The following is a 23,056-nucleotide window of genomic DNA, read 5'->3' as shown; positions in this document are numbered from 1 at the left end:
CTCTCAGGCTGTCCCCGCCTGTGCCATCCAATGTACCTCAAAAAGCCTCACTCGCCAAAACGGCCCAGCGCCTGCTGGCGAAACTCCTTCGGCGTCATGCCCTTCAATTCCAGGAAGCGCCGGTTGAAATTGGCCACATTGTTAAAACCCGCCTCGTAGCAGATGTTGCTGACGTAGCGCTCCGTTTCCATCAGCAGCTGGCACGCCTTGTTGATGCGCAGGCGATTGACGAAGTCCGTGAAGCTGTTGCCCGTGGCGCTGCGAAAGAAGCGTGAAAACGTCCGCTCGGGCATCTCCACCTGCTCGGCCAGCTGTTTCAGCGAAAACTGGCTGCTGTAATTGTGCACGATGAAGTTGATGGCGGAACTGATGCGCGCCAGGGCCACGTCGTCGTCGCTCGACTGCATGGGTACCGTCGACAACAGCTGGTAATCGCTGGTCTGCGCCAGTTCGCCCAGCAGGCTCAAAAATTCGATCAGGCGCGGCAGGCCGCTGCTGTCGCGGATGCGCTGGAAGCGCCGCAGCGACTGTTCGCTGACGCCAAAGAATTCCACGCCGTGCAAGGCGCGCTGCAGCAGCGGGAAAATATCCTTCAATTCGGGAATGGCGGCAGCCATCGAGGCCAGCGGCGCATGTGAAAACTGGATCACCATGTCGCGCAGGGCCACGCCTTCCGGCGGCGTGCCAAGCGAGACCCAGTTGTGCGGCACGCGCGGTCCCGTCAGCACCAGGTGGCCAGGCGCGAACTGGCCGATGTAGTCGCCGACAAACACCTTGCCGCTGCTCTCGACGATCAGGTGCAGTTCGTACTCGTCGTGGTAATGCCAGCGCACCAGCGCATTCGGAAAGCCGTGCTCAAGGTAGCGGATGAAACCGAAACTGCCTTTCGGCTCGAAGCCGGGCGTGGCGTCGCGCTGCTGTTCCAGTTCCATCTGCGGCAGCGAGACATCGGCTTTGCGTGGCATGGCGCGCGCTCTCCGTCAGGCGACGATCTGTTCCAGCGCCGCGCGCGCGCCCAGCCCATACAGGCTGGCCAGCGCATCGCTCACCGCCTGCGTGAACGCTGGTGTGTCGGAGAGGTCGCCGAACAGCTCGCGCAGGGACAGCAGCGCTGAAGCGTCCGCCCCGCCCTGCAGCGCCAGCGCGCGCAGGCGCGCCGCATACGGATCGTTCAGGGGCATCTCGCGCCCCGCTTCGTCATGGCCTTCCAGGTAGCGGAACCAGCACGCCACGGTAAACGCCAGCAACTGGATGGCGCCGCCCCGGGCCAGCGCTTCGCGCACGGAGGGCAGCACGAATTTCGGGATGCGCGCCGAGCCTTCCGTGCCGATGCGCGCCAGCTGGTCGCGCACGGCCGGATTCGAGAAGCGCTCGATCAGGGTGTCTTTGTAGCTGTCCAGGGCTATGCCTTCCACTTCGTCCAGCAAGGGCGTCACTTCATCATCCATCATGCGCCGCACGAGCAGGCGGATGCCAGGATCTTCCATCGCTTCGTGCGCAAACGTGTAACCGAGCTGCATGCCGATGTAGCACAGGGCCTGGTGGCTGGCATTGAGCAAGCGCAGCTTCATCTTTTCATACGGCAGCACGTCGTGCGTCATCTGCGCACCCACCTTTTCCCAGGCCGGCCGTCCCTGAGGAAATTCGTCTTCGATGACCCACTGGCGAAACGGCTCGCACACGACGGGCCAGGCGTCGATGATGCCAAAGCTGTCGCGCACCAGCGCCCGGTGTTCATCCGTGGTGGCCGGCGTGATGCGGTCGACCATGCTGTTGGGAAAGCTGCCATGCGTGGCCAGCCAGCGCGCCAGTTCTGCGTCTCGCAGGGCGACAAAAGCCAGCAGCATCTTGCGCGTCACGTCGCCATTGTTTTGCAGGTTATCGCAGGACATGATGGTGAACGGTGCCAGGCCCCGCTGGCGGCGCAGGGCCAGGGCGGCAGCCAGGTAGCCGAACGAACAGCGCGGCGCATCTGGATGCGCAAGTTCATGCACGATGTCGGGGTGCGTCGCGTCAAACTCGCCCGTGCCCTGGTTCACATAATAGCCCCCCTCGGTGATGGTCAGCGCGACGATGCGCGTGCCAGGGTCGGCCAGCTTATCCAGCACGGCTTGCGGGTCGTCGGGCGCATATAAATATTCGCCGATGCAGCCGATGATGCGCGCCGTATCGCCGGCCGCGCTGCGCTCGACCACCGTGTACAAGCCATCCTGCGCCCGCATGGCGTCGCGCATGGCCGCGTCATGCGCCAGCAGGCCCACGCCGCAGTATCCCCATTCTGCGTTGCCGGGCAAGGCCAGCAAATCGTCGAGGTACACGGCCTGGTGGGCGCGGAAAAAGCCGCCCACGCCGATATGCACGATGCTGGGCACGAGCACGCCGCGCGCATACGCGGGCACGGCCACCTGGGCTGGCAGCTGCGCCAGATTCGCCTGGTTCAATGCGATCGCTTCCATTACAGCGCTCCTTTCGCCGCCGCGTAGGTCTTGCCGGCGCGGTCAAAATAATGGACGAAGCCCGGCTCGAACGTCAGATGCGTCTGCTGGCCCGGCTGCAGGCTGCTGCGCTCGGCGCCGCGCGACACCACCTGCACATTGTTCGGCAAGCGCACATAGGTCAGGGTTTCCACGCCCAGGGACTCCACCAGGTCGACGGTGACGGGCACGCTGCCCGGCTGCGCCGCGCCCAGGTGCACGTGTTCCGGGCGGATGCCGACAAAGCCGTCCGCCTGCGCCGCGCTGCCCGCCTGCGCCAGCAGCTGCGGCGCCGCATCGGCCGGCACCACGTTCATGCTGGGCGTGCCGATGAATTGCGCGACAAAGCGGTTGGCGGGACGGTCATACAATTCCAATGGCGAGCCATGCTGCTCGATCTGCCCATCGCGCAGCACCACGACCCGGTCGGCCAGGGTCATCGCTTCGACCTGATCGTGCGTGACGTAAATCGTGGTGGCGCCCAGTTCGCGGTGCAGCTTGGCGATCTCGATGCGCGTCTGCACGCGCAGGGCCGCGTCGAGGTTCGACAGCGGTTCATCGAACAGGAACACTTTCGGGTCGCGCACGATGGCGCGGCCGATGGCCACCCTCTGGCGCTGGCCGCCCGACAGTTCCTTCGGCGTGCGCTCCAGGTAACGCCCAAGGTCGAGGATGGCGGCCGCCTTGTCGACTTTCTCGCGGATGATGGCCGGATCGACGCCCGCCAGTTTCAAGGCAAACGACATGTTCTGGAACACCGTCATGTGCGGATACAGCGCATACGACTGGAACACCATCGCCAGGTCGCGCTTCGATGACGGCACGCTGGTGATGTCGCGCCCGTCGAGCGACAGCTTGCCGCCGTCGATCGGCTCCAGGCCTGCGATCAGGCGCAGCAAGGTGGATTTGCCGCAGCCGGACGGTCCGACAAAGACGACGAACTCGCCCTGTTTGATCTCCAGGTCGATGCCCTTGATGGCGCGGTGCTCGCCAAAGAATTTTTCGATATTGCTCAGTTGAAGGTAAGCCATGATGTCATCCTAATTTTTACTTAACGGCGCCAAAGGTCATACCTTGGACCAGTTGCTTTTGGCAGAACCAGCCCAGCGCCATGATGGGCGCAATCGCCATCAGGGAAGCGGCCGACAATTTGGCCCAGAACAGGCCTTCCGGACTCGAATACGAGGCGATGAGCCAGGCCAGGGTGCCCGCGTTGGAGGCGCCCAGGTTCAGCGACCAGAACGATTCATTCCACGACCACACCATGCACACGAGAGCCGTGGAAGCGATGCCGCCCACGGACAGGGGCAGCACGACGTGGCGGAATTCATCCCACACGGTGGCGCCATCCATGCGCGACGCCTCGAGGATTTCGCGCGGCAACTCCTTCATGCTCGTGTACAGCAGCCAGATCATGATAGGCAGGTTCATCAGCATGAACATGATGGTCAGGCCGATGCGCGTGTCGAGCAGGCCGAAGTACTGGTAACAGATATAGATCGGCATCAGGGCGCCCACGCCGGGCATGTAGCGCGAGCTGAGCATGAATTTCAGCAAGCCGATGGTGCCGCCCGTGGGAAAGAAGGCCATCGAATACGCGGCCGGGATGGCGATCAACAGGCCGATGGCCGTCGAGAGCACGCTGGTAAACAGCGAATTCCACGCGTAGCCGAAGTAATTGTCGCGCGCCAGCACTTCGCGGAAGCTGTCGAGCGTGGGCGTGAAAAACAGCAGCGGCGGCGTGGAAATGGCTTGCCCTTCCGTCTTGAAGGCCATCAGACCGAGCCAGAAGATGGGAAAGAACAGCAGCAGCGCGAACAGCCAGGCGGCGGTCGTGCGGCCATACAAATTGAGTTTGCTATGCATCAAGGTCTCCTTATTTCGACAGATTCTTGCCGATGACGCGCATCAGGAAGAAGGCGGCGATGTTGGCGATGAGCACGGCGAACAGGGCACCGGCCGAGGCCGCTCCCACGTCATAGGACAGCAGTGCCTGCTGATAAATCATGAAGGTGATGGTGGTCGTGTCGAAACCTGGCCCCCCTCCCGTGGTGGTAAAAATTTCCGCAAAGATCGACAGCAAAAAGATCATCTCGATCATCAGCACCACCGAGACGGCGCGGCCCAGGTGGGGAATGTAGAGGTAGCGCAACTGCTGCAGATACGTGGCGCCATCCATGCGCGCCGCTTCCAGCTGTTCCCGGTCCATCGATTGCAGGGCCGTCATGAAGATCAGGCAGGCGAACGGCAGCCATTGCCACGAGACCATCATGATGATGGAAAACAGGGGGTGGGCCGACAGCCAGTCGACGGGCGTGGCGCCAAAGAAGATGCTGATCTGCGCGAACAGGCCGTAGATCGGGTTGAGCAACATGTTCTTCCACATCAGGGCATTCACGGCCGGCATGACGAGGAAGGGCGAGATCAAGAGCACGCGCACGATGGCGCGTCCCGGAAACGCTTCATTGATCAGCAAGCCCAGCGCCGTGCCCAGCACCACCGTGATCAGCATGACGGAAAACAGCAGGGTAAACGTGTTCTGCAAGGCCGGCAGGAAAGAGGCATCCGTAAAGAAAAAGTGAAAATTGGCCAGGCCATGGAAAGGATGGCCGCTCGGATCGAGCATGGAATAGCGCACGAACGAGTAATACAGGGTAATCAGCAGCGGGATGATGGAAATGACGGAGACGGCGACCACGGCCGGCGTCAGCAAAGTCCGGGGGATAATGCGTTTCATAATGTTCTCTTGGGGCAAGGGGAAACAATCGCCGGCAGAAATCTGGGGTCAGACCCGGCGGGTCTGACCCCGGCTTTCAGCTAGTGGATTAATAGCAATGCCAGTTATTAACCGGCATACGTGCTATTTGTAATACCCGCCTTTACGCATCTCGCGCTCCGCCGTCTGCTGCGACAACTCCAGCGCCTGGTCCACCGTCACCTTGCCCAGCAGCGCTGCCGCCATCTGCTGGCCAGCGGCCACGCCGATCACCTGGAATTCGGGGATGGACGCGAATTGCACGCCCACGTACGGCGATGGCGGCAAGGTGCTTTGCACGGCGCGCGTGGTGGCCAGGGCCTTGCCTTCCGCGGCGGCAAATTTCGCCACTTTCTGGAACTCGGGGCTGGCATACGTCGACTTGCGCGTGCCGGTCGGCACGTTGGCCCAGCTGGTTTCCTTGGCAACCAGTTTCACGTAGTCGGGCGAGGTGGCCCAGTTGATGAAGCGTTGCGCTTCATTCGGGTGCTTCGAGCTTGCTGGAATGGCCAGCGACCAGATCCACAACCAGTTGGCGCCCCGCTCCGTCACGCCCACGGGCGACTGGGCGAACGCCACCTTGTCGGCCACCTTGCTTTGCTTGGGATCGGTGATGAAGGAAGCGGCGATCGTCGCGTCGATCCAGATGCCGCACTTGCCCTGGTTGAACAACGCCAGGTTTTCATTGAAGCTGTTGGCAGCCGCGCCCGGCGGGCCGTATTTCTTCATCAGGTCGACATACATGTTGACCGCGTCTTTCCACGGCTTGCTGGTAAATTGCGGCTTCCATTTCATGTCGAACAACTGGCCGCCATAGGAATTGGCCATGGTGGTGATGAGCGCCATGTTGTCGCCCCAGCCCGGCTTGCCGCGCAGGCAGATGCCGTACACGCCGTTGGCAGGATCGTGCAGCTTGGCCGCCACGTCGCGCAACTGGTTCCAGGATGGACGGTCCTCGATCGTCACGCCCGCCTTTTTCACCAGGTCGCTGCGGTACATGATCATCGAGCTTTCGCCATAGAACGGTGACGCGTACAGCTTGCCGTCGCCGGAGAGCCCCTCGCGGATGGCGGGCAGCAAGTCGTCGATATCATATTTGGCGTCCGGCTTGATGGGAATCAACCAGTTTTTCTTGCCCCAGATGGGCGTTTCATACAGGCCGATGGTCATCACGTCGAACTGGCCGCCCTTGGTGGCGATGTCCGTGGTCATGCGCTGGCGCAAGACGCCCTCTTCCAGGGTCACCCATTTGAGCTTGATGTCGGGATTGGCTTGCTCGAAGAACTTGCTGAGCTTTTGCATTTCGATCATGTGGCCGTTGTTGACGGTGGCGATGACGAGGTCGGTTGCGGCGAAGGCGGACGAGGCGAAGCAGAAGGCGCCGGCGCACAGCGCGGCAATGGCGGAACGTTTCATTGTGTGTCTCCAGTGTTTTTGTCGTTGGCAATGCCCGGTTACTTGGCACCACGACCACAATGTAGCACCGGACTTTGATACTTTCTGATACTCCAAAACCGCAATTCGATACTCTTTTGCAAGCTTGCTATGCGCGAGAGTATCGATATGCAGCAAAAACAACACTCTGAAAGAAAGTATCAGCACTTGCACGTTTTGTATCAGGGTGGTTAAAAAAGCGCTGCTAGACTTGGTTTTCGGCATTAGACCGTGTGCGGTGACCGCCCCCTGGGGCGCCACCGCTACCACCTACATTCTTCTGGAGACCGCATGAACCGCACTGCATTGAAAACCTTACCTGCCCTGCTCCTGGCCATCGCCAGCGCTTCCGCCCTTGCCGACCCCATGTACCCATCCGACGCCGAAGGCTTCCACGGCTACCTGCGCGCCGGCGCCGGCAGCAATACGTCGGGCGGTGGCGGTTCGCAAGGCTGCTTCGGCCTGGGTGGCAACACCATGAAATACCGTCTGGGCAATGAGTGCGACGCCTACACGGAATTCGGCTACACCAAGTCCGTCGCCAAGTCCGGCGGCGTGAACTACCTGGCCACCATCTGGGTCAACGCCTACGCGCCAAACTCGGATTTCGGCGACAACAAACTGGGCATCGTCAAGGCCTATGTCGAAGCGCAGGGACTCGATTTCCTGAACGGCGGCACGGCCTGGATCGGTAAGCGCTTCTACTACCGTCCTGACATCCACATGCTGGACTTGCAGTACATCAACATGAACGGCACGGGCGCCGGCCTGGACCGCATTCCAGCAGGACCGGGTAAATTCTCGTACGCCTTCTTCAAGGACAGCGACGTCAAGGTCCCGTTGCCGAACGGCGGCGTCAACACCAAATCGGCCGTGCGCCAGAACTTCATCTACGGCGAGATTCCCGTCAATGAAAACGGCACGCTGGACCTGGCCGCGACCTACATCATCGGCGAAGGTAAGGATGACGTCATCACTGGCAAGCGCAATAATGGCTGGCAGCTGTCGGCATTCCACCGTCAAGGTAAAGTGTTTGGTGGCGGCAATACCTTCGGCGTGCAGTACGGCGTCGGTCCTGGTACGGGCAAGGGTGCGCAGTTCGGCGCCTCGGGCGACACCGGTTTGGGTTCGGACGTGAAACGCACGCGTATCTTCAATGACATGGCGATCCAGCCGATGGCCAACTTCGGCATGGAATTCGTCGCCCTGTGGCAAAAAGACGAGTCGAACGCCAACGGTTCCTCGACCTGGACCTCGGTCGGCGTGCGTCCCGTGTATGCCTTCACCGACAACTTCAAGCTGGTGGGCGAACTGGGCACGGACCGCGTGACGCAAGCGGGCGGCCTGCCGGCCAAGCGCTTGACCAAGCTGACCATCGCCCCGACGATCTCGGCCGGCCCTGGCCTGTGGTCGCGTCCTGAACTGCGCGCTTTCGTCACCTACGGCAAATGGAACGATGCGGCTACCGCCTCGGTCAATGCGTCGAACAACGGCGGCCCGATCTACAACAACAATACCAGCGGCACCTCGTATGGTTTCCAGGTAGAAACGTGGTTCTAAACGGAATCAGCGGTAAAAACTAAAAAGGGCGGAACCTCGGTTCCGCCCTTTTACTTTCGGCATCCCCAATTTACGGCAGCGCCACCGGCAGTTCCGGATACTCCTGCGTCAACGCATACTTGGTGCCGCCCACGGTGACCGTGTAGTTGGCCGGTCCCGAGATCGGCAAGCGGTAGTTCAGGGTCAGCGCCACGGAGCCGCCCGGCGCCAGCGATTGCCAGGCGGGAATCGCAAAGCGGGCACGGTTGTAGTTCTTCGTAAAGCCGCCGATATTGTTCGGCCCCGTGTAGCCGGCATTGATCACCGTCAAGCCGAAGCCGGACTGGTCGCTCATGTCCGACGGTGCCGACACGGGATAGTCGAACTCCACCACGGTGCCGCCCGGCAGGGTCGACGTGGTGTTGTTCTTCACCGTCATCACGGGATTGATGGGGAAGTTGTTGTCGCCCAGCTTCCATCCGCCCAGGGTGATGCTGACGTTGGCCGCCGTGCCCGGCATGGCGATTTCGGCGCGCTTGTTGCCATACACGCCAGCCGTGCGGAAAGCCTGGTACAGCACGTCCGTCAGGGTGGTACCCATGAAGTACTCGCCCTTGCCGCTGTTGCGCGTGGCATCCCAGGCATAGTCGCCCGCCATTTCCCAGATCATCACGCCGCCGATATTGTTGTTGACGATGTACTGGGCCTTGGCCGCGATCGATTGCGTGGTTTCCGTGGAAATGAACACTTTCTTGGTCGCATTCCACAGCCACGGCGCCACCATGGTACTGCTGTAATACGGCACATAGCTGCCCACCAGCGCCTTGTCCGTGACTTTATACGCATCGAGGTAGCTTGGAACGATGCCGTTCTGCAAGTTCAGCGCATGCCAGATGGGGTTGCCACCGCCCGGCGTGGGTTTGCCCTGCGAGTCCAGGTCATACCAGACGTTGTCGATGCCAGTGGCGCCCGTGCCGCAGGTCTTGGTGCCGGCGCAGGTGACAGTGGAACTGATCAGTGGCGTCGTGCCCCACAGGCCGTTCGTGCCGCCCGTCACATCCTTCCAGCCCCGCGTGTAGAACGGCACGCCGATATTGATGCGTCCCGCCTGCATGGCGCCACGGTAGTAGCGGTAGGCCCAGTCCGTGTTCAGGTAGCCGATGTTCTGGAACTGGTAGGCGTTACCGGCGCGCAATTCGCCATCATTGCCATCGTCAAACAGCGCCGCGTTCGGTCCCACATACTGGTTCCAAGCGCCATGCAAGTCATAGCTCATCAGGCTGGCGTAATCGAGATAATTCAATCCCGACATGTTTTCTTCGCCACGCAAGACCCAGCCCGAGGCGGAACCGGCGATGGTCAGCAGATAGTATTTATTGTCCTGCACGGCCGCTTCGTCGAGCTTCTGGCGCAGCACTTTCAGCAGCACGTTGTAGCTCGTCATCAGGCCGGCCAGGCGCGGCTTCGAGACGGCGAAATCGTTCGGATTGCCCGCTTCATTGTTGGTGGTCGGATGTTCGTAATCGACATCGACGCCATCGAAGAAGTTGTACTGGCGCACGAAGGCCACCATGGAATCGGCCAGGGTGTTGATGCCGGCCGTGTTGATGCTGCCATCCGCGTTCGTCGTGGCCGTATAGAAGCCGCCGCTGCCGGCCCAGCCGCCCACGGAAATCATCAGTTTCACGCCCGGATACTTCTTCTTGTATTGCGACAGCAAGTTGAAGTGGCCCTTGTACGGCAGCGACGCGTCCATGGCGGCGGCCGGCACGTTCGGCCATGTGAGGCCCGTATCGGGATTGGCCGCGCCGCTGCCGATGGCGATTTTCGACGTGGCGGGATCGACGGAGGCGAACGCATAGTTCAGGTGGGTAATCTTGTCCCACGGCAGGTTATTCACGAGGTAAGTCGGGCTGCCGTCGACGCCCGTGCGCCAGCTGGCGAAATAGCCGACGATGCGCCGGTTCAAGCCATTGCTCAGCACTTCGCGGCCATTCGTATCGTACACCTTGCAGTACGGCACATTCGGCACGGCCGAGATCAAGCCGTCCGGGCGGCAAGCCGTGGGGGTCGGGGTCGGTGTCGGGGTTGGCGTTGGCGTTGGTGTTGGTGTCGGTGTCGGCGTTGGCGTTGGTGTCGGCGTTGGCGTTGGTGTCGGCGTCGGCGTCGGCGTCGGCGTTGGCGTTGGTGTCGGCGTTGGCGTTGGCGTCGGTGTTGGGGTCGGCGTCGGTGTATCCGTCACGGCCCATGGGCCCCACTGGTCCGTGGCGCTGGGGACATTGCCCTGCGTCCACCACTTGGCCTTGTAGGTGACGCCCTGGTACAGCACGCACTGGCCGCCCGTGTAGACGGTGGCGGCGTCCCAGACGGCGCACGCTTCGACGGCGGCGAGCAAGGTGTTCGGCGTGGGGGGCGTGCCTTCCTGGCCGCCGCCTCCGCAAGCGACGAGCACGCCGCTGAGCAGGGCCATCAATAATGCATTCGATTTCATATTGTATTGGTCTCCGTTATGGTTTTACATCGAGAGCTGTTGCAGGCCCCTGAAGGGGCTCTTGTCAACTGTTATCCCTGGCCGGCTTTCCTGCTTTTGCTGCTACTGCAACTTCACATTCCAGTTGGCTTCCACGCATTTCACGTAGTTCCCGGCCAGCAAGGCGCTGTACGGGGTTTGATAGCTGACCAGCTGGCATTGGTTGTCGCCACCGGCGCTCCAGTTCTTTTCCCAATAGATGTTGTAGGAAGCGGAACTGGCCGGGGTGAAGCGTTGCATGTTGGCGCAAGACAATTGTTCGCCGGAATAATCCCAGCCCATGTCGGCGGCAAATTGTTTGTAGTAATCGATGCGGTTTTGCGCGGCCTGCTTTTCCGTGCCCTGCCCGCATTCGGCGTTGATGATCATGATGGTGGTGGCGAAGTTATTGCCCGCACCCGCCGTCGTATCGGCCGCGTTCGGCACCCACGTGCCGTCGAGCACATGCAGCATCGACGGCTTCGGCGGTTGCGGATAGACAAAGAAGAACGTGGCCGAGGCCAGGTTCAGCCAGGTCGACGCCACCAGGTCCGGATTTTTCAGCAGCACGGATTGATCGCCGTCATGCATGGCTTGGGAAAACGGCCCATAGTTGTAGTTGTACGACAGCTGCTTGGCGCCGCGTCCAAAATACTTTTTGAAGCTGCCGTCGGCATTCTTGCCGCAGGTCCACACCTTGTTGAAGACTGGATCGGCGCACTCGACGTTGTAGCCGCAACCGGCGCCCGTCTCGTCGCAGCCCAGCTCGCGCAAATACTTCAAGCCCTGGCGCCATTGCGGCAGCGGACTGCTGGCGTTATGGTCGCCCGTTTCCTGCACAAAATGGGCGAACATGGTGGACAGACTGTGGCGGCAGATGGCGTCCGCATTGCGTCCGTCGCTGTAGTCGTCGCACACGGCGGGGAACTTGGCCACGGCTTGCAGGAAGCGCTGATACGTGTAGCTGGCGTCGTGCGCGGCAAAATAGTAATCCCACTTCGCCGCCGGCAGCAGGCGCTCGACCCGTTTGACGTTGAGCGGATTGCTGGCCAAGCCAGGCTGCACGGCCTCGACGGCCGTATTGCCCAGGGTGCGGATCGAGGCCTTGACCTTGCGGAAGAAATCGTTGTTCGTCAGCGCCGCCTCGTTCGCCTCGGCCTGGGCCTTGGTGGGCACGCCTGGCGTCGGAGTCGGTGTCGGAGTGGGCGTTGGAGTCGGGGTGGGTGTTGGAGTCGGGGTGGGAGTCGGAGTGGTCGTATCAAGGCTCCACGGCCCCCACTGGTCGTTGTTCGGCGCCGTGCCCTGCACCCACCATTTGGCCCGGTACACCTTGCCGTCGTAGACGGCGCACTGGCCCGCCGTGTAGACGGCAGCGGCGCTCCAGGCCGCGCAACTGTCGCTGGCGGCCGTGGCGGCCAGCAGGGTCGATGGGGGTTCGGTGGTGGAATTGCCGCCGCAAGCGAGCAGCGCGCTGCCCAGCAGGCCAGCCATCAAAGGCGAGGCCAGCCGGCTAATTTGCCGTGTCTTCACAATGTCTCCTGAACGTTATACGAAAACTATCGAAGTAGCTTTTTATGTTGTACGTAAAGAAAGCACAGCGAAGCGTCGGCTTTCTGCACAGAGAATGCGACGCCCTAAATTGGTAGTCAAGTGGTTTTATATAACGGTGTTTTTTACAATACCAGTGGTAGCGATCGCTGCGCTGGCAAGCGATGCAATGGCGAATGGCGGACGTAAAAAAAAGCCCGCTGCGTAATGGCAGCGGGCAATACCGCGCAAGATGGGTGGCGGCAAGTGGTATTAAGGGTTGTCGCGCGTCCGGGACGAACTTATCTGTTCAGCACGTACTTCGCCAGGCTCGCCGCATCCGCTGCACTGAGCTGGCTGAACGGCGGCATGGGCACGGGGCCCCATTTGCCGGCGCCGCCGCTGCGGATGTTGGCCGCCACGGCAGCAACACTGTCCTTGCCCTTGTATCTGGCTGCCACTTCCGCAAAGCCGGGGCCGACCACCTTCTGGTCTAGCGCATGGCAAGCCATGCAGCCGTTCGCCGCCAGCAAGGTTTTCACGTCCTTGCCGCTGGCGGCCGGGACAGCGGCTGCGGCTGCGACGGGTTTGGCAACGGCGGCAGGTACGATGGCGCCCCGTTCCGCACCATAGGTTTTCACCAGGTAATCGACCATGGCCGGCATGTCCGCATCATCAAACTGCGCGCCAAACGGTTTTTTCATCTTCTTGACGGTCGCTTCCCAGTAGGCGCGCGGCGAGGCGGGCGGCTGGCTCGATGCATACTGGGCCGCGTGGCACGTCATGCAGTTGCGCTGCACCAGCTGGTAGCCGGGCAATTCGCTGGGTTTATAAGTCGCCGTTTCCGGTGGCAAATGGATTTCCAGCGCGCACGCGCCGCCCGCCGCCGACAGTGCCAGCGCGGCAAGTAATATCTTCATATGGTTCTCCTCAGACTGCCTGGATGCGCGTGGTTTCCACCACGTTGCGCATATAACCCATGGGATTCCACAGGGCTTTCATGGGCTGGCTCTGGCCGATGCGGTTGACGGCGCGCACCATCAGCACATGCTTGCCCTTGCGCGGCGCCTTCAACATCAGCGTCCACTCGCGGAACGAAAAGCGCCCCAGATCCTTGCCCAGCTTCGCTTCCTGCCACGTCTGGCCGCCGTCCACCGACACGGTCACTTCGCTGATGCCCTGGCCGCCGTCAAAAGCGATGCCGCGCAGTGCCAGGTCGCGCCCCGCTTTCACTTGCGCACCATCTTGCACGCTGGTAATGAACGAGCGCACGTTGAGGCGGCTGATCGGCGTCGTCTTGCCCACAGGCGTGCCCGGTTCGATGAAGCCGGAGCCGTTGTCGGGAATGCGGTAGCCCGTGCTCATCCAGAAGCCGTCGAAGGGCTTGTCGAGCACGGTGATGTCGCTCAGGTGCTTGACCCAGTAGGTGCCATAGAAGCCGGGCACGATCAGGCGCAGCGGATAGCCGTTCAGGAAAGGAATGTCTTCGCCATTCATGGCCCAGGCCAGCATGACGTCGCCGGCCATGATGTGCTCGACCGACAAGGCTTTCTGAAAATCGGGGCCATCACCCACGGGCGGCGTTTCCAGGCCATTAAAGGCGACCTGCACGGCGCTGGCCGCGATGCCGGCCTTTTCCAGCACGGTTTTCAGGGGGATGCCCGTCCAGCGGGCATTGCCCATGGCGCCATTACCCAGCTGCCCGCCATTCGCGCGCGGGGCGAAAAAGCCGCGGCTATTGCCCGAACATTGCGTCACGGCCACCACCTCGACGGGCGCGGCCAGCTGTTTCAGTTCCGCCAGCGACAATTCCAAAGGCGTTTTGACAAGGCCGCCGATGCGCAGCCGGTAGCTGCCACCATCGATGCTGGTGGGCAAGCCACTCCAGTGGTAGCGCACGAAAAACGCGTCGTTGGGCGTGATCGCGCCTTCATTGAACACGCTGAACGGCGTTTCCAGCTGGGGCGGACGGCTGGTCAGCAGGATCAGCGGACGCTTTTGCGGGAAGGCCACCAGCTCGCGCTCGCCGTTTTCAAACGGCAAAGTGACGGACTCCGCCAAGGCTGGGCCGGCCACGACGGCGGCGCCCAGGGCGGCCGTCGTGCGCAGGAAGCGGCGCCGGCCTGCGGGCAACAAGGTCGTATCAGACATGTTTGAGCTCCACCTTGGCTTCGTTGCCGCCGTTGCGGTCGTCGTTGACCAGTTTCTTGATGTAGTACATGACGCTCATGATGACCACGCTCAACAGGCCGAACCAGAACGACACGCGCTGCTCCGTATCGGACGACACGCTCATGGCGCCCAGGATCACCAGCATGGCGATGATGGTGAAATACGTCAGGTAGGGAAACAGCCACATGCGCACCTTGATGCGTTCCGGGCATTCGCGTTCCAGCCGGCGACGGAGGCGCAATTGAGATATCGCAATGAGCAGGTAGACGAACAGGATCAGGATACCGTAGGAGTTGACGATGAAGGGGAACACCAGGTCGGCTGACACATACGAGACGGCGATGGCGAAATAGGCGAACAAGGTGCTGAACAAAATGGCGCGAATCGGCACGCCGTTCTTGCTCAGCTTGACCAGGCCCGTGGGGGCGTCGCCGCGGCGCGTCAGCGCAAAGATCATGCGCGACGAAGCGTACAGGCTGGAATTCAGGGCAGACAGCACGGCCGTCAAAATGATGGCGTTCATGATGTGGGCCGCGTACGGGATGTTCATGACGGTCAGGGCGCTGACGAAAGGCGTGGCGATGGCCGGCGAATCCCAGGGCACGATGCAGACGACAACAAACATGGATCCCACATAAAACATCAGCACGCGCGTGATGACGGAATTGGTGGCGCGGGCGATGGCCTTGGCCGGGTCCGACGTTTCGGCGGCGGCGATGGTGACGATCTCGGCGCCCGAATAAAAGGCCGTGGCGGCGACGGCGCCACTCAATACAGGCCCCCAGCCATGCGGCATGAAGCCGCCGTTGCTGGTCAAAAAGCCCAGGGTTGGAATGCTGTTGGGCAAGCTACCCGTGATGAACAGGGCGCCGACAAACAGGAAGACGATGATGGCGACGACCTTGATCGAGGCGAACCAGAACTCGAATTCACCGAACGCTTTCACGGAGAACAGATTGAGCACGGTCATCGAGACGAGCAGCACCAGGCTGATAGCCCACGACGGTACGTCCGGCAGCCAGAAGTTGACCAGCTTGGCGCCGGCGATGGCTTCCAGGGCCACGACGACGACCCAGAAATACCAGTACATCCAGCCGCTCATGAAGCCGAGGAATTTCGAGACCTTCGGCTTGTCGTCGAAGGCCAGACGCGCATATTCGTAGAAGGAGCCGACCACGGGCAGGGATGAAGCCAGCTCGCCCAGCATGCGCATGATCAGGACGACGAGGCCGCCCGTGAGCAGGAAGGAAAGGATGGCGGCCGGGCCGGCGGCCTTGGCGATGACGCCGCTGCCGACAAAGAGGCCGGCGCCGATCACGCCGCCGATGGCGATCATGCTCATGTGGCGTTGCTTGAGCGAGTGCTGCAAGCCGGTACTGTTATGCGATTCGCTAATCATGTTTTGTCTCCTGAAAATCTCTGAAGCCCGGTGCGCCCTGCCTGCTGCGGCTTGTTCTTGCCGCGCGGCTTTGTTTTATTTAGGCAACACCGTCAAGCAGCATCGATACATCGTGTGAATCAGTCTGGTTGGCCGCATTCCATAAGTCAATCTGGAAATGCAGCGGCCCGGCGCGGCAGCCAAGGGGCAAGCGCGCTGGAGGTTACGTACAGTTAGGGTTGCTAAAAAAAAGGGAGCGGCGGCAACACTTGTGGCGTGCGCGCCACTCCCGGGAACGTCTTACACCTTGCCCTTCCATGGCACGAGGGTACGTTCGAGGTAACGCATCATCAAATCAAACAGGAAAGCAAAGAAGCCGATCACGATGATGCCCATGATCACCACGTCGCTGGCCAGGAACTCGGAAGCGCTCAGCACCATGTAGCCGAGGCCGCGCGTGGCCGCCACCATTTCACCCGCCACCAGGGTGGTCCAGCCCACGCCGATGCCGATGCGCATGCCGGTGAGGATTTCCGGAATCGCGGCGCGCAGAATCACGTGCACGATCACCTGGAAACGGGTGGCGCCCATCGAATACGCCGCGTGGATTTGCTCCAGCGACACGGAACTGACGCCGGCGCGGGCCGCAATCGCCATCGGCGCGAAGATGGCCAGGAAGATCAGGTAGACCTTCGAAAACTCGCCGATGCCGAACCAGATGATGACCAGTGGCAAGTAGGCGAGCGGCGGCAGCGGACGGTAGAACTCGATCAAGGGATCGAAGATGCCGCGTGCCACGCGATTGACGCCCATCATCACGCCGATGGGAATGGCGAACAGGCAGGCCAAGCCAAAGGCACCGAACACGCGCACCAGACTGGCGACCGTGTGTTCCCACAGCGTGGCGCCGCCGAAACCGGTCGTGGCCGCCATGATGAATTTTTCATACACGGCTTGCGGCGACGGTAAAAACAGCGGTTTGACCATGCCGCTGGCCGTCACGCCAAACCACAGCAAGAGCACGGCGATGACGGTGACGGTAGCAATGCGGCTGGAATTGCCCTGCCCCGGCGCGCCGAACGCTTCGCCGGGCATGGCGCAGCGGGGAGCGAACAGGCGGCCAAAGAAACCGGCGCGCTTGGCGGTGGTGGGAGGAAATCCCACGACGGATGGGCTATGCATGGGACACCTCCAGCTCTTTATTGACGGCGCGTTCGTCGCCATAAATGATGTTGAGCACCGTTTCGCGCATCTTGATGAAGTCCGGACTCGATTTCACGGCGCGCGCATCGCGGCATTCGAGGAAGCGCTTGTTGAAATCGAGTTCATACGTGTGCGTGATGCGGCCCGGACGGGGCGACATGACGATCAGCCGGTTCGCCAGGAACAGCGCCTCGTCGACGCTGTGGGTAATGAAGAAGAACATGGTGCTGGACTTGGCCCAGATATCGAGCAGCAACTCCTGGATGGTTTCGCGCGTCAACGCGTCGAGCGCCGCCATCGGTTCATCCATCAGCAGCATGGCGGGATTGCTGGTCAGGGCGCGGGCGATGCCCACCCTTTGCTGCATACCGCCCGACAATTGATAAATCATATTGTCGTGAAAGTCCTTCAAGCCGACCAGCGCCAGGTTCTTGGCCGCCTGTTCGCGCCGCACGGCCTTAACCACGCCTTGCAGTTTCAAGCCGAACTCCACGTTTTCCATCACGTTCAGCCATGGCAGCAAGGCATGCTTCTGGAATACGACGCCACGGTCGGCACCCGGCCCTTCCACTTTATTGTCTCCGAGCATAATCTCGCCCTTGGACGGGGCGATAAAGCCCGCCATCAGACTGAGCAAGGTTGTCTTGCCGCAACCCGAGGCGCCCAGCGCGACGACGAAGTCGCCGCTATTGATGGTGAGATTGATATTATTTAAGGCATGTACGCGTTCACCGGCCGTCTTGCCCGGATAAATCACGCTGACATCCTTGACGTAGAGATTTTCCATCATGTGCCCCGCATAGGTGTAGTCACTTCAGTTCAACGCATTCTGTTCAGTCAGCGCGCCCGCAGGCGCGCCATCGCACAACGTTTACTTCAGCAGGCCGGCGGCCTGTGCATACTTGGGTGTCACATACTTGGCGTAATCTGTTGCCAGGGTGTCGATCTTGCCTTCGCCCTTCAGAAATTGCGCCGTGGCCAGCAAAGCTTGCGCCACGCCGCCCTTCGCGCCACCGCCGAGCCAGGCCGGCGACGCTTGCTCCTGCAACGATGGATAGGCGTACAGCGCCACTGAAGCGGCCACGTCCTTGGCGGCCGCGCCCGAATGCTTGACGTTGGCTTTCACTTGCGGGGAATCAATGGTCCACGCTTTCGGATTGGCGCGGTAGTCGGCGTCGGCAGCGGCCATCACCTTGACGAACTTGGCCATGAAGTCGGCATTCGCCTCGCCCCAGGCGCGCTCGACGGCCATGCCGTCAAACGTGGCCTTGCCCTTCTTGCTCAGTTCGCCAGAGGTGACGAGCACCTTGCCGTTTTGCTTGAGCTTGCTCAATGCCGGATCCCACACGAAGGCGGCATCGATATCGCCCCGTTCCCAGGCCGCGGCGATCTGGTTCGGCTGCATGTTCAGCAATTTCACTTCCGTGGGCTTGATGCCCCACGTTTCCAACGCGAACATGGTGTGGAAGTGCGTGGTGGAAACAAAAGGTACGGCGATTTTCTTGCCGCGCAAGTCGGTCGGCTTGGTGATGCCGGCGCCATTGCGGGCCACCATCGCTTCGGCTTCGTTGATGTCGTCGATGATCCAGAACAGCTGCAGGTCGACACCGCGGCTGACGGCCGCCGTCAGAGGGCTGGAACCGATGACGCCGATCTGCACGTCGCCGGACGCCATGCCGGTGGCTACCTTGGCGCCCGAATCGAACTTGCGCCAGTTGATTTTATAGCCGGTGGTTTTTTCCACTTCGCCGCTGGCGATGGCCACCAGGAAGGGACCGTTGATTTCCTGGTAGGCAATCGTCACTTCCTTGCCTTGCGCAAAGGCGGTACCGCTGGAGGCCGCCACTACGCCCAGCACCAGGGTGCCGAGGACGGCGCGGCGCATCGTTGAAAAAACCGTTTTGCTCGTATTTGTGTTCATGTCTCACTCCAAGATTTATTGTTATGTGTGAACGTTCGGGCAATATCTGCTCCTTGCGGAACAGGCGCCGCTGGTTGCTCTTTGTCAACCATACGGCGGCTTGGTACGGCTACTGCTATTTAAAACACTTCATCCTTCAAGTGATACCAGCGGTACAGGAAGCGCTGGCCCAGGCGACGGAACGGGGCGAAGGCTTGCGATTCGACCAGTTCCATCATGTTGGGATATGGCAATTTGGAATTGAAGATCGGCAAGCCCGTGTCGCTGGCCTTGCCCGCGATGCGCTCGGCCATGCGCCGGCCCGCCTGCGCCGAGTACATGACGCCGTTGCCGCCGTAACCGAGCGAATAGAAGATCGATTGCTTCGGGTCCGGTTGCACGATGCGCGGCATCATGTCGTGGCTGACGTCGACCCAGCCCCACCACGAATAATCGATGCCGATCCCGGTCAGCGCGGGGAACTTGCGGTGCAGATCGTTGATCAAAAACTGTTTGTATTTCTCGTCCGGCGCGTCGGCGCCCGTGATGGCACTGCGGCTGCCGATCTGCACGCGGTTGTCCGGCATCAAGCGGTAGTAGTGGCGCAGGATGCGCGTATCCGTGATCACTTGGTGGGTGCGGAAATTGCACGCCGCGATTTCCGCCGGGGTCAACGGACGCGTGACGAGCGAGTTCGACAGAATCGGCAGCAGGCGGTTTTTCACTTGCGGGTGCAGGTGCGGCGAGGTGTAGCCGCCCGTGGCCACGGCCACGGCACGGGCACGCACCACGCCGCCTGGCGTTTGCAGGTAATGCACGCCATTACGCGTTTCCCAGCCCATCACCGGGCTCGACGGGTGCACTTTGGCGCCCAGCGCGCGCGCCTTGCGCAGGTAGCCGAACGCCAGCTTGCCCGCGTGGATGCCGATGCCTTCCGGCTCGTGCAGCGCGCCGGCCGCTTCCTTATCGTCGACGAATTCGCGCTTGACGGTATCGGCGTTGAGGATGCGCGCGTCATACTTGAAGATCTCGCGCATGATCTTGGCTTCTTTTTCCAGCGCGGGCATGGCTTTCGCCTTGTGGGCGATGTACAGGTGGCCGCCCGGCTGCGGGTCGCAATCGATATCGGCCGTGATCTTCTTGAACGTTTCCATCGCGTCGCACACTTCCGTGTGCAGTTTCAGGGCCGTGTCCAGCCCATAGCGGTCTATCCACTGCGAGCGCTTCAGGCGGCCCGTCGTGCATTGCGCCTGGCCGCCATTGCGCGTGCTGCAGCCCCAGCTGACGCGGTTCGCTTCTAGCACGGTGGCCTTGATGCCGTGTTCCTGGGCCAGGAAGATGGCGCAGGAGAGGCCGGTAAAACCCGAGCCGATGATGGCCACGTCGACGTCGATGTCATGCGTGATGGGGCCGTCATCGGCGGGCGGTTCGCCGGCCGTGCCGATCCAGTAGGTGGGCGCGTAGGCATTGCCGTGGCCGGGGCGCTGGGCCACCAGCGGATCGAAGGCGGGATCGTAGGGCGTGCGGGCAGCGGTGCTGTTGCCCAGTACGTCAGATGGGGTGTCGACAGGTTTGTTCATGATCATTCCCGGTGAACGTGCTGGCTCAGGCGGCTTTGTTGCCGGTAGCGACGGGTGGGCGATCCTTGCGGAAAGCGTTCTTCACGGCGATCTTGCCATCGCGGAAAGTAAAAATGTCGACCATGCGCGCTTCGATGCGCGTGCCGTCCGCCTTGGTGCCGGCAAACGTCGATTCCGTCACGCCGCGCTCGCCGCTGACGAAGTGTTCTGGATTAAGCCAGGCGGCGTCAGGGAAGGTTTGCCAGGCCAGCTCGAAGCCGGCGCGCACGGCGTCGCGGCCAATAAAACTCTTGCCCAGCAAGTCAGGGCCGGCCACGGCGTGGAATTCGCAGTCATCGGCCATGGCCGCCATCAGGGCGTCGATATCGTGGCGGTTCCAGGCATCGCCGAACGCTTGCAGAAAGTCGGTGGTGACGGCGTCGGTGTGCGGTACAGGGTGGTTCATGGCTATCTCCGTAAATCGTTTTTGATACGCTACGTTCCGTTTTTTGTCTTTTATTGAATTTAAGCCTTAAGCATGGCCTTGTCAAATCAAATAATCCAAAAAACGGGACGCCTTGTATTCTTTAATGAAATTATGATGTATTCGTGACAATCTGTGAGAATTTGGTCACAGCCCATCCTCACAGGCTGGCTTACTTAAACATAGTCTTTATATTTGTCCAGGTGACGGATCGGCTTGCTCAGCGCATCGCGGCGGAACGGGTCGCCCAGTTCGCGCGTGCACATGATTTCGATGATGGTCGTCTTGCCTTCATTCATCTGCATGTCGATCGCTTTCTTCAGGGCCGGACCCACGTCTTCCAGCTTGTCGACCGTGATGCCTTCGGCGCCCATGGCCCGCGCAATCTCGGCAAAGCTCTGGTTGTCGAGCTCGCCAGCGACGAAGCGGCGGTTGTAGAAATCGACCTGGTTTTTCTTTTCCGCACCCCACTGGCGGTTGTGGAACACCACGGCCGTCACGGGAATGTTATGGCGCACGCAGGTCATCGTTTCCATCAGGCTCATACCCCAGGCGCCGTCGCCCGCATACGACACGGCCGGACGGTGCGGCGCAGCCACTTTCGCGCCGATGATGGTCGGGAAGGCATAGCCGCAGTTGCCAAAGCTCATCGCCGCAAAGAAGCTGCGCGGCTTTTCAAAGCGCAGATAGCTGTTCGCCACCGAGTTGATGTTGCCGATGTCGGTCGACACCATCACGTCTTCCGGCATGGCTTTTTCCAGCTCGCGCAGCACTTGGCGCGGATGCAGATAGTTGCCCGGCTCTTTCTTCTGTTCCTCAATCATGTCCAGGCTGTACGCATCTTTCTCGTGCGTCCAGTTGGTCAACTCCTCTTCCCATGCGGCTTTTTCGGCTTGCACGGTGGCATAGCGCTCGTCGCGCGTGGCATCGCAGTCGAGTGTCTTGCCATCCAGGCGGGACAGGATGGCTTTCGCGGCCGCCTTGGCGTCGCCGCAAATGCCCACCGAAATCTTTTTCACCAGGCCCAGCATCTTGTTGTCCGCGTCGATCTGGATGATCTTGGCGTTCTTCGGCCAGTAATCCATGCCATGCTGCGGCAAGGTGCCGAACGGCCCCAGGCGCGAACCGAGGGCGACGACGACGTCGGCCTTGGCGATCAGTTTCATGGCCGCCTTGGAACCCTGGTAGCCGAGCGGACCGCACCACAGCGGATGGCTGGCGGGGAACGAGTCGTTATGCAGGTAGCTGTTGACGACGGGTGCGCCGAGGCGCTCGGCCAGCGCCTTGCATTCCTCTATCGCTTCGCCCATGACGACGCCGCCGCCCGAGATGATCACGGGGAACTTGGCCTTGGCCAGCAATTCGGCCGCATCGTTGAGGCTTTGCTCGCCGCCGGCGCCGCGGTCCAGACGGTTCGGCTTTGGAATCTCGGCCTTGATTTCGCCATAGAAATAGTCGCGCGGGATATTCAATTGTGTCGGGCCCATTTCCGACATGGCGCGGTCAAAACAGCGGCCCGTGTATTCGGCCATGCGGGCCGGATGGGTGACGTGGCCTTGATATTTCGTAAATTCTTCGAACATCGGCAGCTGATTCGCTTCCTGGAAACCGCCCAGGCCCATGCTCATCGTGCCCGTTTCCGGCGTGATGATCACGACGGGGGTGTGCGCCCAGTAGGCGGCGGCAATGGCCGTGACGCAATTGCTGATGCCGGGGCCGTTCTGGCCGATAACGACGCCATGGCGGCCCGAGACGCGGGCATAGCCATCGGCCATGTGGCCGGCGCCCTGCTCGTGCACGACGGGAATCAAACGGATGCCGGCTGGCGCAAAGATATCCATCGGGTCCATGAAGGCCGAGCCCATGATGCCGAACATGTCGGTCACGCCATTGGCGGCCAGGGTTTCCACGAACGCTTCGGAAGGCGTCATCTTTTGCGGGCCGGTAGGGGTAGCCGCTGCGGCGGCGGCTTTTTGCTCGGTCATGTCATTCATGGGTGTCTCCTGGTCTGTTGTAATGAACTGCAGTGAAATGATCAACTTATTTATCAAAAATCGGTATATTTTGTTCCGAAATTTGATATACAATTCAATTTAAGCGTTCGACGTGCAAAAGTCAAACA

At 61.2% G+C, this 23,056-nt stretch carries 18 protein-coding genes; 1 reads left to right on the top strand and 17 read right to left on the bottom strand.

The features are described 5' to 3' along the window. Positions 1-47 precede the first annotated feature (47 nt). The 6 genes from SJI03_RS17780 to SJI03_RS17755 form a co-directional block, all read right to left on the bottom strand. Positions 48-965: a helix-turn-helix domain-containing protein gene (locus SJI03_RS17780; protein WP_099380586.1), complete on the bottom strand. Its 918-nt coding sequence runs from the start codon at positions 963-965 to the stop codon at positions 48-50. A gap of 15 nt (positions 966-980) precedes the next feature. Further along, the gene (locus tag SJI03_RS17775; protein ID WP_322428070.1) at positions 981-2,456 is read right to left on the bottom strand and encodes a mannitol dehydrogenase family protein; all 1,476 of its coding nucleotides are present in this window, start codon (positions 2,454-2,456) and stop codon (positions 981-983) included. Beyond that, positions 2,456-3,505: an ABC transporter ATP-binding protein gene (locus SJI03_RS17770; protein ID WP_099380585.1), complete on the bottom strand. Its 1,050-nt coding sequence runs from the start codon at positions 3,503-3,505 to the stop codon at positions 2,456-2,458. Before SJI03_RS17770 ends, SJI03_RS17775 begins: the two co-directional genes overlap by 1 nt. A gap of 16 nt (positions 3,506-3,521) precedes the next feature. After that, complete coding sequence (locus SJI03_RS17765) at positions 3,522-4,340, bottom strand: carbohydrate ABC transporter permease (protein WP_099380584.1); 819 nt, start codon at positions 4,338-4,340, stop codon at positions 3,522-3,524. A gap of 10 nt (positions 4,341-4,350) precedes the next feature. Beyond that, positions 4,351-5,211, bottom strand: coding sequence for a sugar ABC transporter permease (locus SJI03_RS17760; protein WP_322428069.1), 861 nt, complete (start codon positions 5,209-5,211; stop codon positions 4,351-4,353). A gap of 123 nt (positions 5,212-5,334) precedes the next feature. Further along, positions 5,335-6,645 carry an ABC transporter substrate-binding protein gene (locus SJI03_RS17755; protein WP_046684817.1) on the bottom strand — a complete coding sequence of 437 codons (1,311 nt, stop codon included), beginning with the start codon at positions 6,643-6,645 and terminating at the stop codon, positions 5,335-5,337. A 309-nt stretch (positions 6,646-6,954) separates the two neighbouring features. Here SJI03_RS17755 and SJI03_RS17750 point away from each other — a divergent pair, with 309 nt between their 5' ends. Next, positions 6,955-8,223 (top strand): carbohydrate porin, encoded by a 1,269-nt coding sequence (locus SJI03_RS17750; protein ID WP_322428068.1) that lies wholly within the window; start codon positions 6,955-6,957, stop codon positions 8,221-8,223. A 70-nt stretch (positions 8,224-8,293) separates the two neighbouring features. On the opposite strand, the gene SJI03_RS17745 is transcribed toward SJI03_RS17750, so the two are convergent. The 11 genes from SJI03_RS17745 to xsc all read right to left on the bottom strand — a co-directional run bounded on the left by SJI03_RS17745 (position 8,294) and on the right by xsc (position 22,919). Further along, positions 8,294-10,693 carry a chitinase C-terminal domain-containing protein gene (locus SJI03_RS17745; RefSeq protein WP_322428067.1) on the bottom strand — a complete coding sequence of 800 codons (2,400 nt, stop codon included), beginning with the start codon at positions 10,691-10,693 and terminating at the stop codon, positions 8,294-8,296. Between the two features lie 102 nt (positions 10,694-10,795). After that, on the bottom strand, positions 10,796-12,241 hold the full coding sequence (locus tag SJI03_RS17740) for a glycoside hydrolase family 19 protein (RefSeq protein WP_322428066.1): 1,446 nt from the start codon (positions 12,239-12,241) through the stop codon (positions 10,796-10,798). A gap of 299 nt (positions 12,242-12,540) precedes the next feature. Beyond that, positions 12,541-13,158, bottom strand: a complete 618-nt coding sequence (locus SJI03_RS17735; protein WP_322428065.1) for a c-type cytochrome — start codon at positions 13,156-13,158, stop codon at positions 12,541-12,543. Positions 13,159-13,168: 10 nt separating this feature from the next. Beyond that, positions 13,169-14,389: a molybdopterin-dependent oxidoreductase gene (locus SJI03_RS17730; protein WP_322428064.1), complete on the bottom strand. Its 1,221-nt coding sequence runs from the start codon at positions 14,387-14,389 to the stop codon at positions 13,169-13,171. Continuing rightward, entirely contained in the window at positions 14,382-15,809 is a 1,428-nt protein-coding gene (locus SJI03_RS17725) for an amino acid permease (RefSeq protein WP_322428063.1), read from the bottom strand. Before SJI03_RS17725 ends, SJI03_RS17730 begins: the two co-directional genes overlap by 8 nt. A gap of 279 nt (positions 15,810-16,088) precedes the next feature. Further along, entirely contained in the window at positions 16,089-16,883 is a 795-nt protein-coding gene (locus SJI03_RS17720; RefSeq protein ID WP_051959683.1) for an ABC transporter permease subunit, read from the bottom strand. Between the two features lie 79 nt (positions 16,884-16,962). After that, the gene (locus SJI03_RS17715; protein ID WP_322428157.1) at positions 16,963-17,778 is read right to left on the bottom strand and encodes a taurine ABC transporter ATP-binding protein; all 816 of its coding nucleotides are present in this window, start codon (positions 17,776-17,778) and stop codon (positions 16,963-16,965) included. Positions 17,779-17,862: 84 nt separating this feature from the next. Continuing rightward, positions 17,863-18,912, bottom strand: coding sequence for a taurine ABC transporter substrate-binding protein (tauA, locus tag SJI03_RS17710; RefSeq protein ID WP_416208761.1), 1,050 nt, complete (start codon positions 18,910-18,912; stop codon positions 17,863-17,865). Between the two features lie 119 nt (positions 18,913-19,031). Then, positions 19,032-20,471, bottom strand: coding sequence for an FAD-dependent oxidoreductase (locus SJI03_RS17705; RefSeq protein WP_322428062.1), 1,440 nt, complete (start codon positions 20,469-20,471; stop codon positions 19,032-19,034). A 25-nt stretch (positions 20,472-20,496) separates the two neighbouring features. Then, positions 20,497-20,916, bottom strand: coding sequence for a nuclear transport factor 2 family protein (locus SJI03_RS17700; protein WP_099380819.1), 420 nt, complete (start codon positions 20,914-20,916; stop codon positions 20,497-20,499). 194 nt (positions 20,917-21,110) lie between these two features. Then, on the bottom strand, positions 21,111-22,919 hold the full coding sequence (xsc, locus tag SJI03_RS17695; RefSeq protein ID WP_322428155.1) for a sulfoacetaldehyde acetyltransferase: 1,809 nt from the start codon (positions 22,917-22,919) through the stop codon (positions 21,111-21,113). Positions 22,920-23,056: the final 137 nt, after the last annotated feature.

It is taken from the genome of Janthinobacterium sp. GMG1, from assembly GCF_034427795.1.
In the GTDB taxonomy this organism is placed as follows: Bacteria; Pseudomonadota; Gammaproteobacteria; order Burkholderiales; family Burkholderiaceae_D; genus Janthinobacterium.
The sequence above is the reverse complement of the archived record's forward strand: the minus strand, read 5'-3'. Positions and strand labels throughout refer to the sequence as shown.

Excerpts from the sequence above, each read along its gene's own strand:
- SJI03_RS17780 (WP_099380586.1), bottom strand. The coding sequence starts at position 965 with ATGCCACGCAAAGCCGATGTCTCGCTGCCGCAGATGGAACTGGAACAG.
- SJI03_RS17775 (WP_322428070.1), bottom strand. The coding sequence starts at position 2,456 with ATGGAAGCGATCGCATTGAACCAGGCGAATCTGGCGCAGCTGCCAGCC.
- SJI03_RS17770 (WP_099380585.1), bottom strand. The coding sequence starts at position 3,505 with ATGGCTTACCTTCAACTGAGCAATATCGAAAAATTCTTTGGCGAGCAC.
- SJI03_RS17765 (WP_099380584.1), bottom strand. The coding sequence starts at position 4,340 with ATGCATAGCAAACTCAATTTGTATGGCCGCACGACCGCCGCCTGGCTG.
- SJI03_RS17760 (WP_322428069.1), bottom strand. The coding sequence starts at position 5,211 with ATGAAACGCATTATCCCCCGGACTTTGCTGACGCCGGCCGTGGTCGCC.
- SJI03_RS17755 (WP_046684817.1), bottom strand. The coding sequence starts at position 6,645 with ATGAAACGTTCCGCCATTGCCGCGCTGTGCGCCGGCGCCTTCTGCTTC.
- SJI03_RS17750 (WP_322428068.1), top strand. The coding sequence starts at position 6,955 with ATGAACCGCACTGCATTGAAAACCTTACCTGCCCTGCTCCTGGCCATC.
- SJI03_RS17745 (WP_322428067.1), bottom strand. The coding sequence starts at position 10,693 with ATGAAATCGAATGCATTATTGATGGCCCTGCTCAGCGGCGTGCTCGTC.
- SJI03_RS17735 (WP_322428065.1), bottom strand. The coding sequence starts at position 13,158 with ATGAAGATATTACTTGCCGCGCTGGCACTGTCGGCGGCGGGCGGCGCG.
- SJI03_RS17730 (WP_322428064.1), bottom strand. The coding sequence starts at position 14,389 with ATGTCTGATACGACCTTGTTGCCCGCAGGCCGGCGCCGCTTCCTGCGC.
- SJI03_RS17725 (WP_322428063.1), bottom strand. The coding sequence starts at position 15,809 with ATGATTAGCGAATCGCATAACAGTACCGGCTTGCAGCACTCGCTCAAG.
- SJI03_RS17720 (WP_051959683.1), bottom strand. The coding sequence starts at position 16,883 with ATGCCCGGCGAAGCGTTCGGCGCGCCGGGGCAGGGCAATTCCAGCCGC.
- SJI03_RS17715 (WP_322428157.1), bottom strand. The coding sequence starts at position 17,778 with ATGGAAAATCTCTACGTCAAGGATGTCAGCGTGATTTATCCGGGCAAG.
- tauA (WP_416208761.1), bottom strand. The coding sequence starts at position 18,912 with ATGAACACAAATACGAGCAAAACGGTTTTTTCAACGATGCGCCGCGCC.
- SJI03_RS17705 (WP_322428062.1), bottom strand. The coding sequence starts at position 20,471 with ATGAACAAACCTGTCGACACCCCATCTGACGTACTGGGCAACAGCACC.
- SJI03_RS17700 (WP_099380819.1), bottom strand. The coding sequence starts at position 20,916 with ATGAACCACCCTGTACCGCACACCGACGCCGTCACCACCGACTTTCTG.
- xsc (WP_322428155.1), bottom strand. The coding sequence starts at position 22,919 with ATGACCGAGCAAAAAGCCGCCGCCGCAGCGGCTACCCCTACCGGCCCG.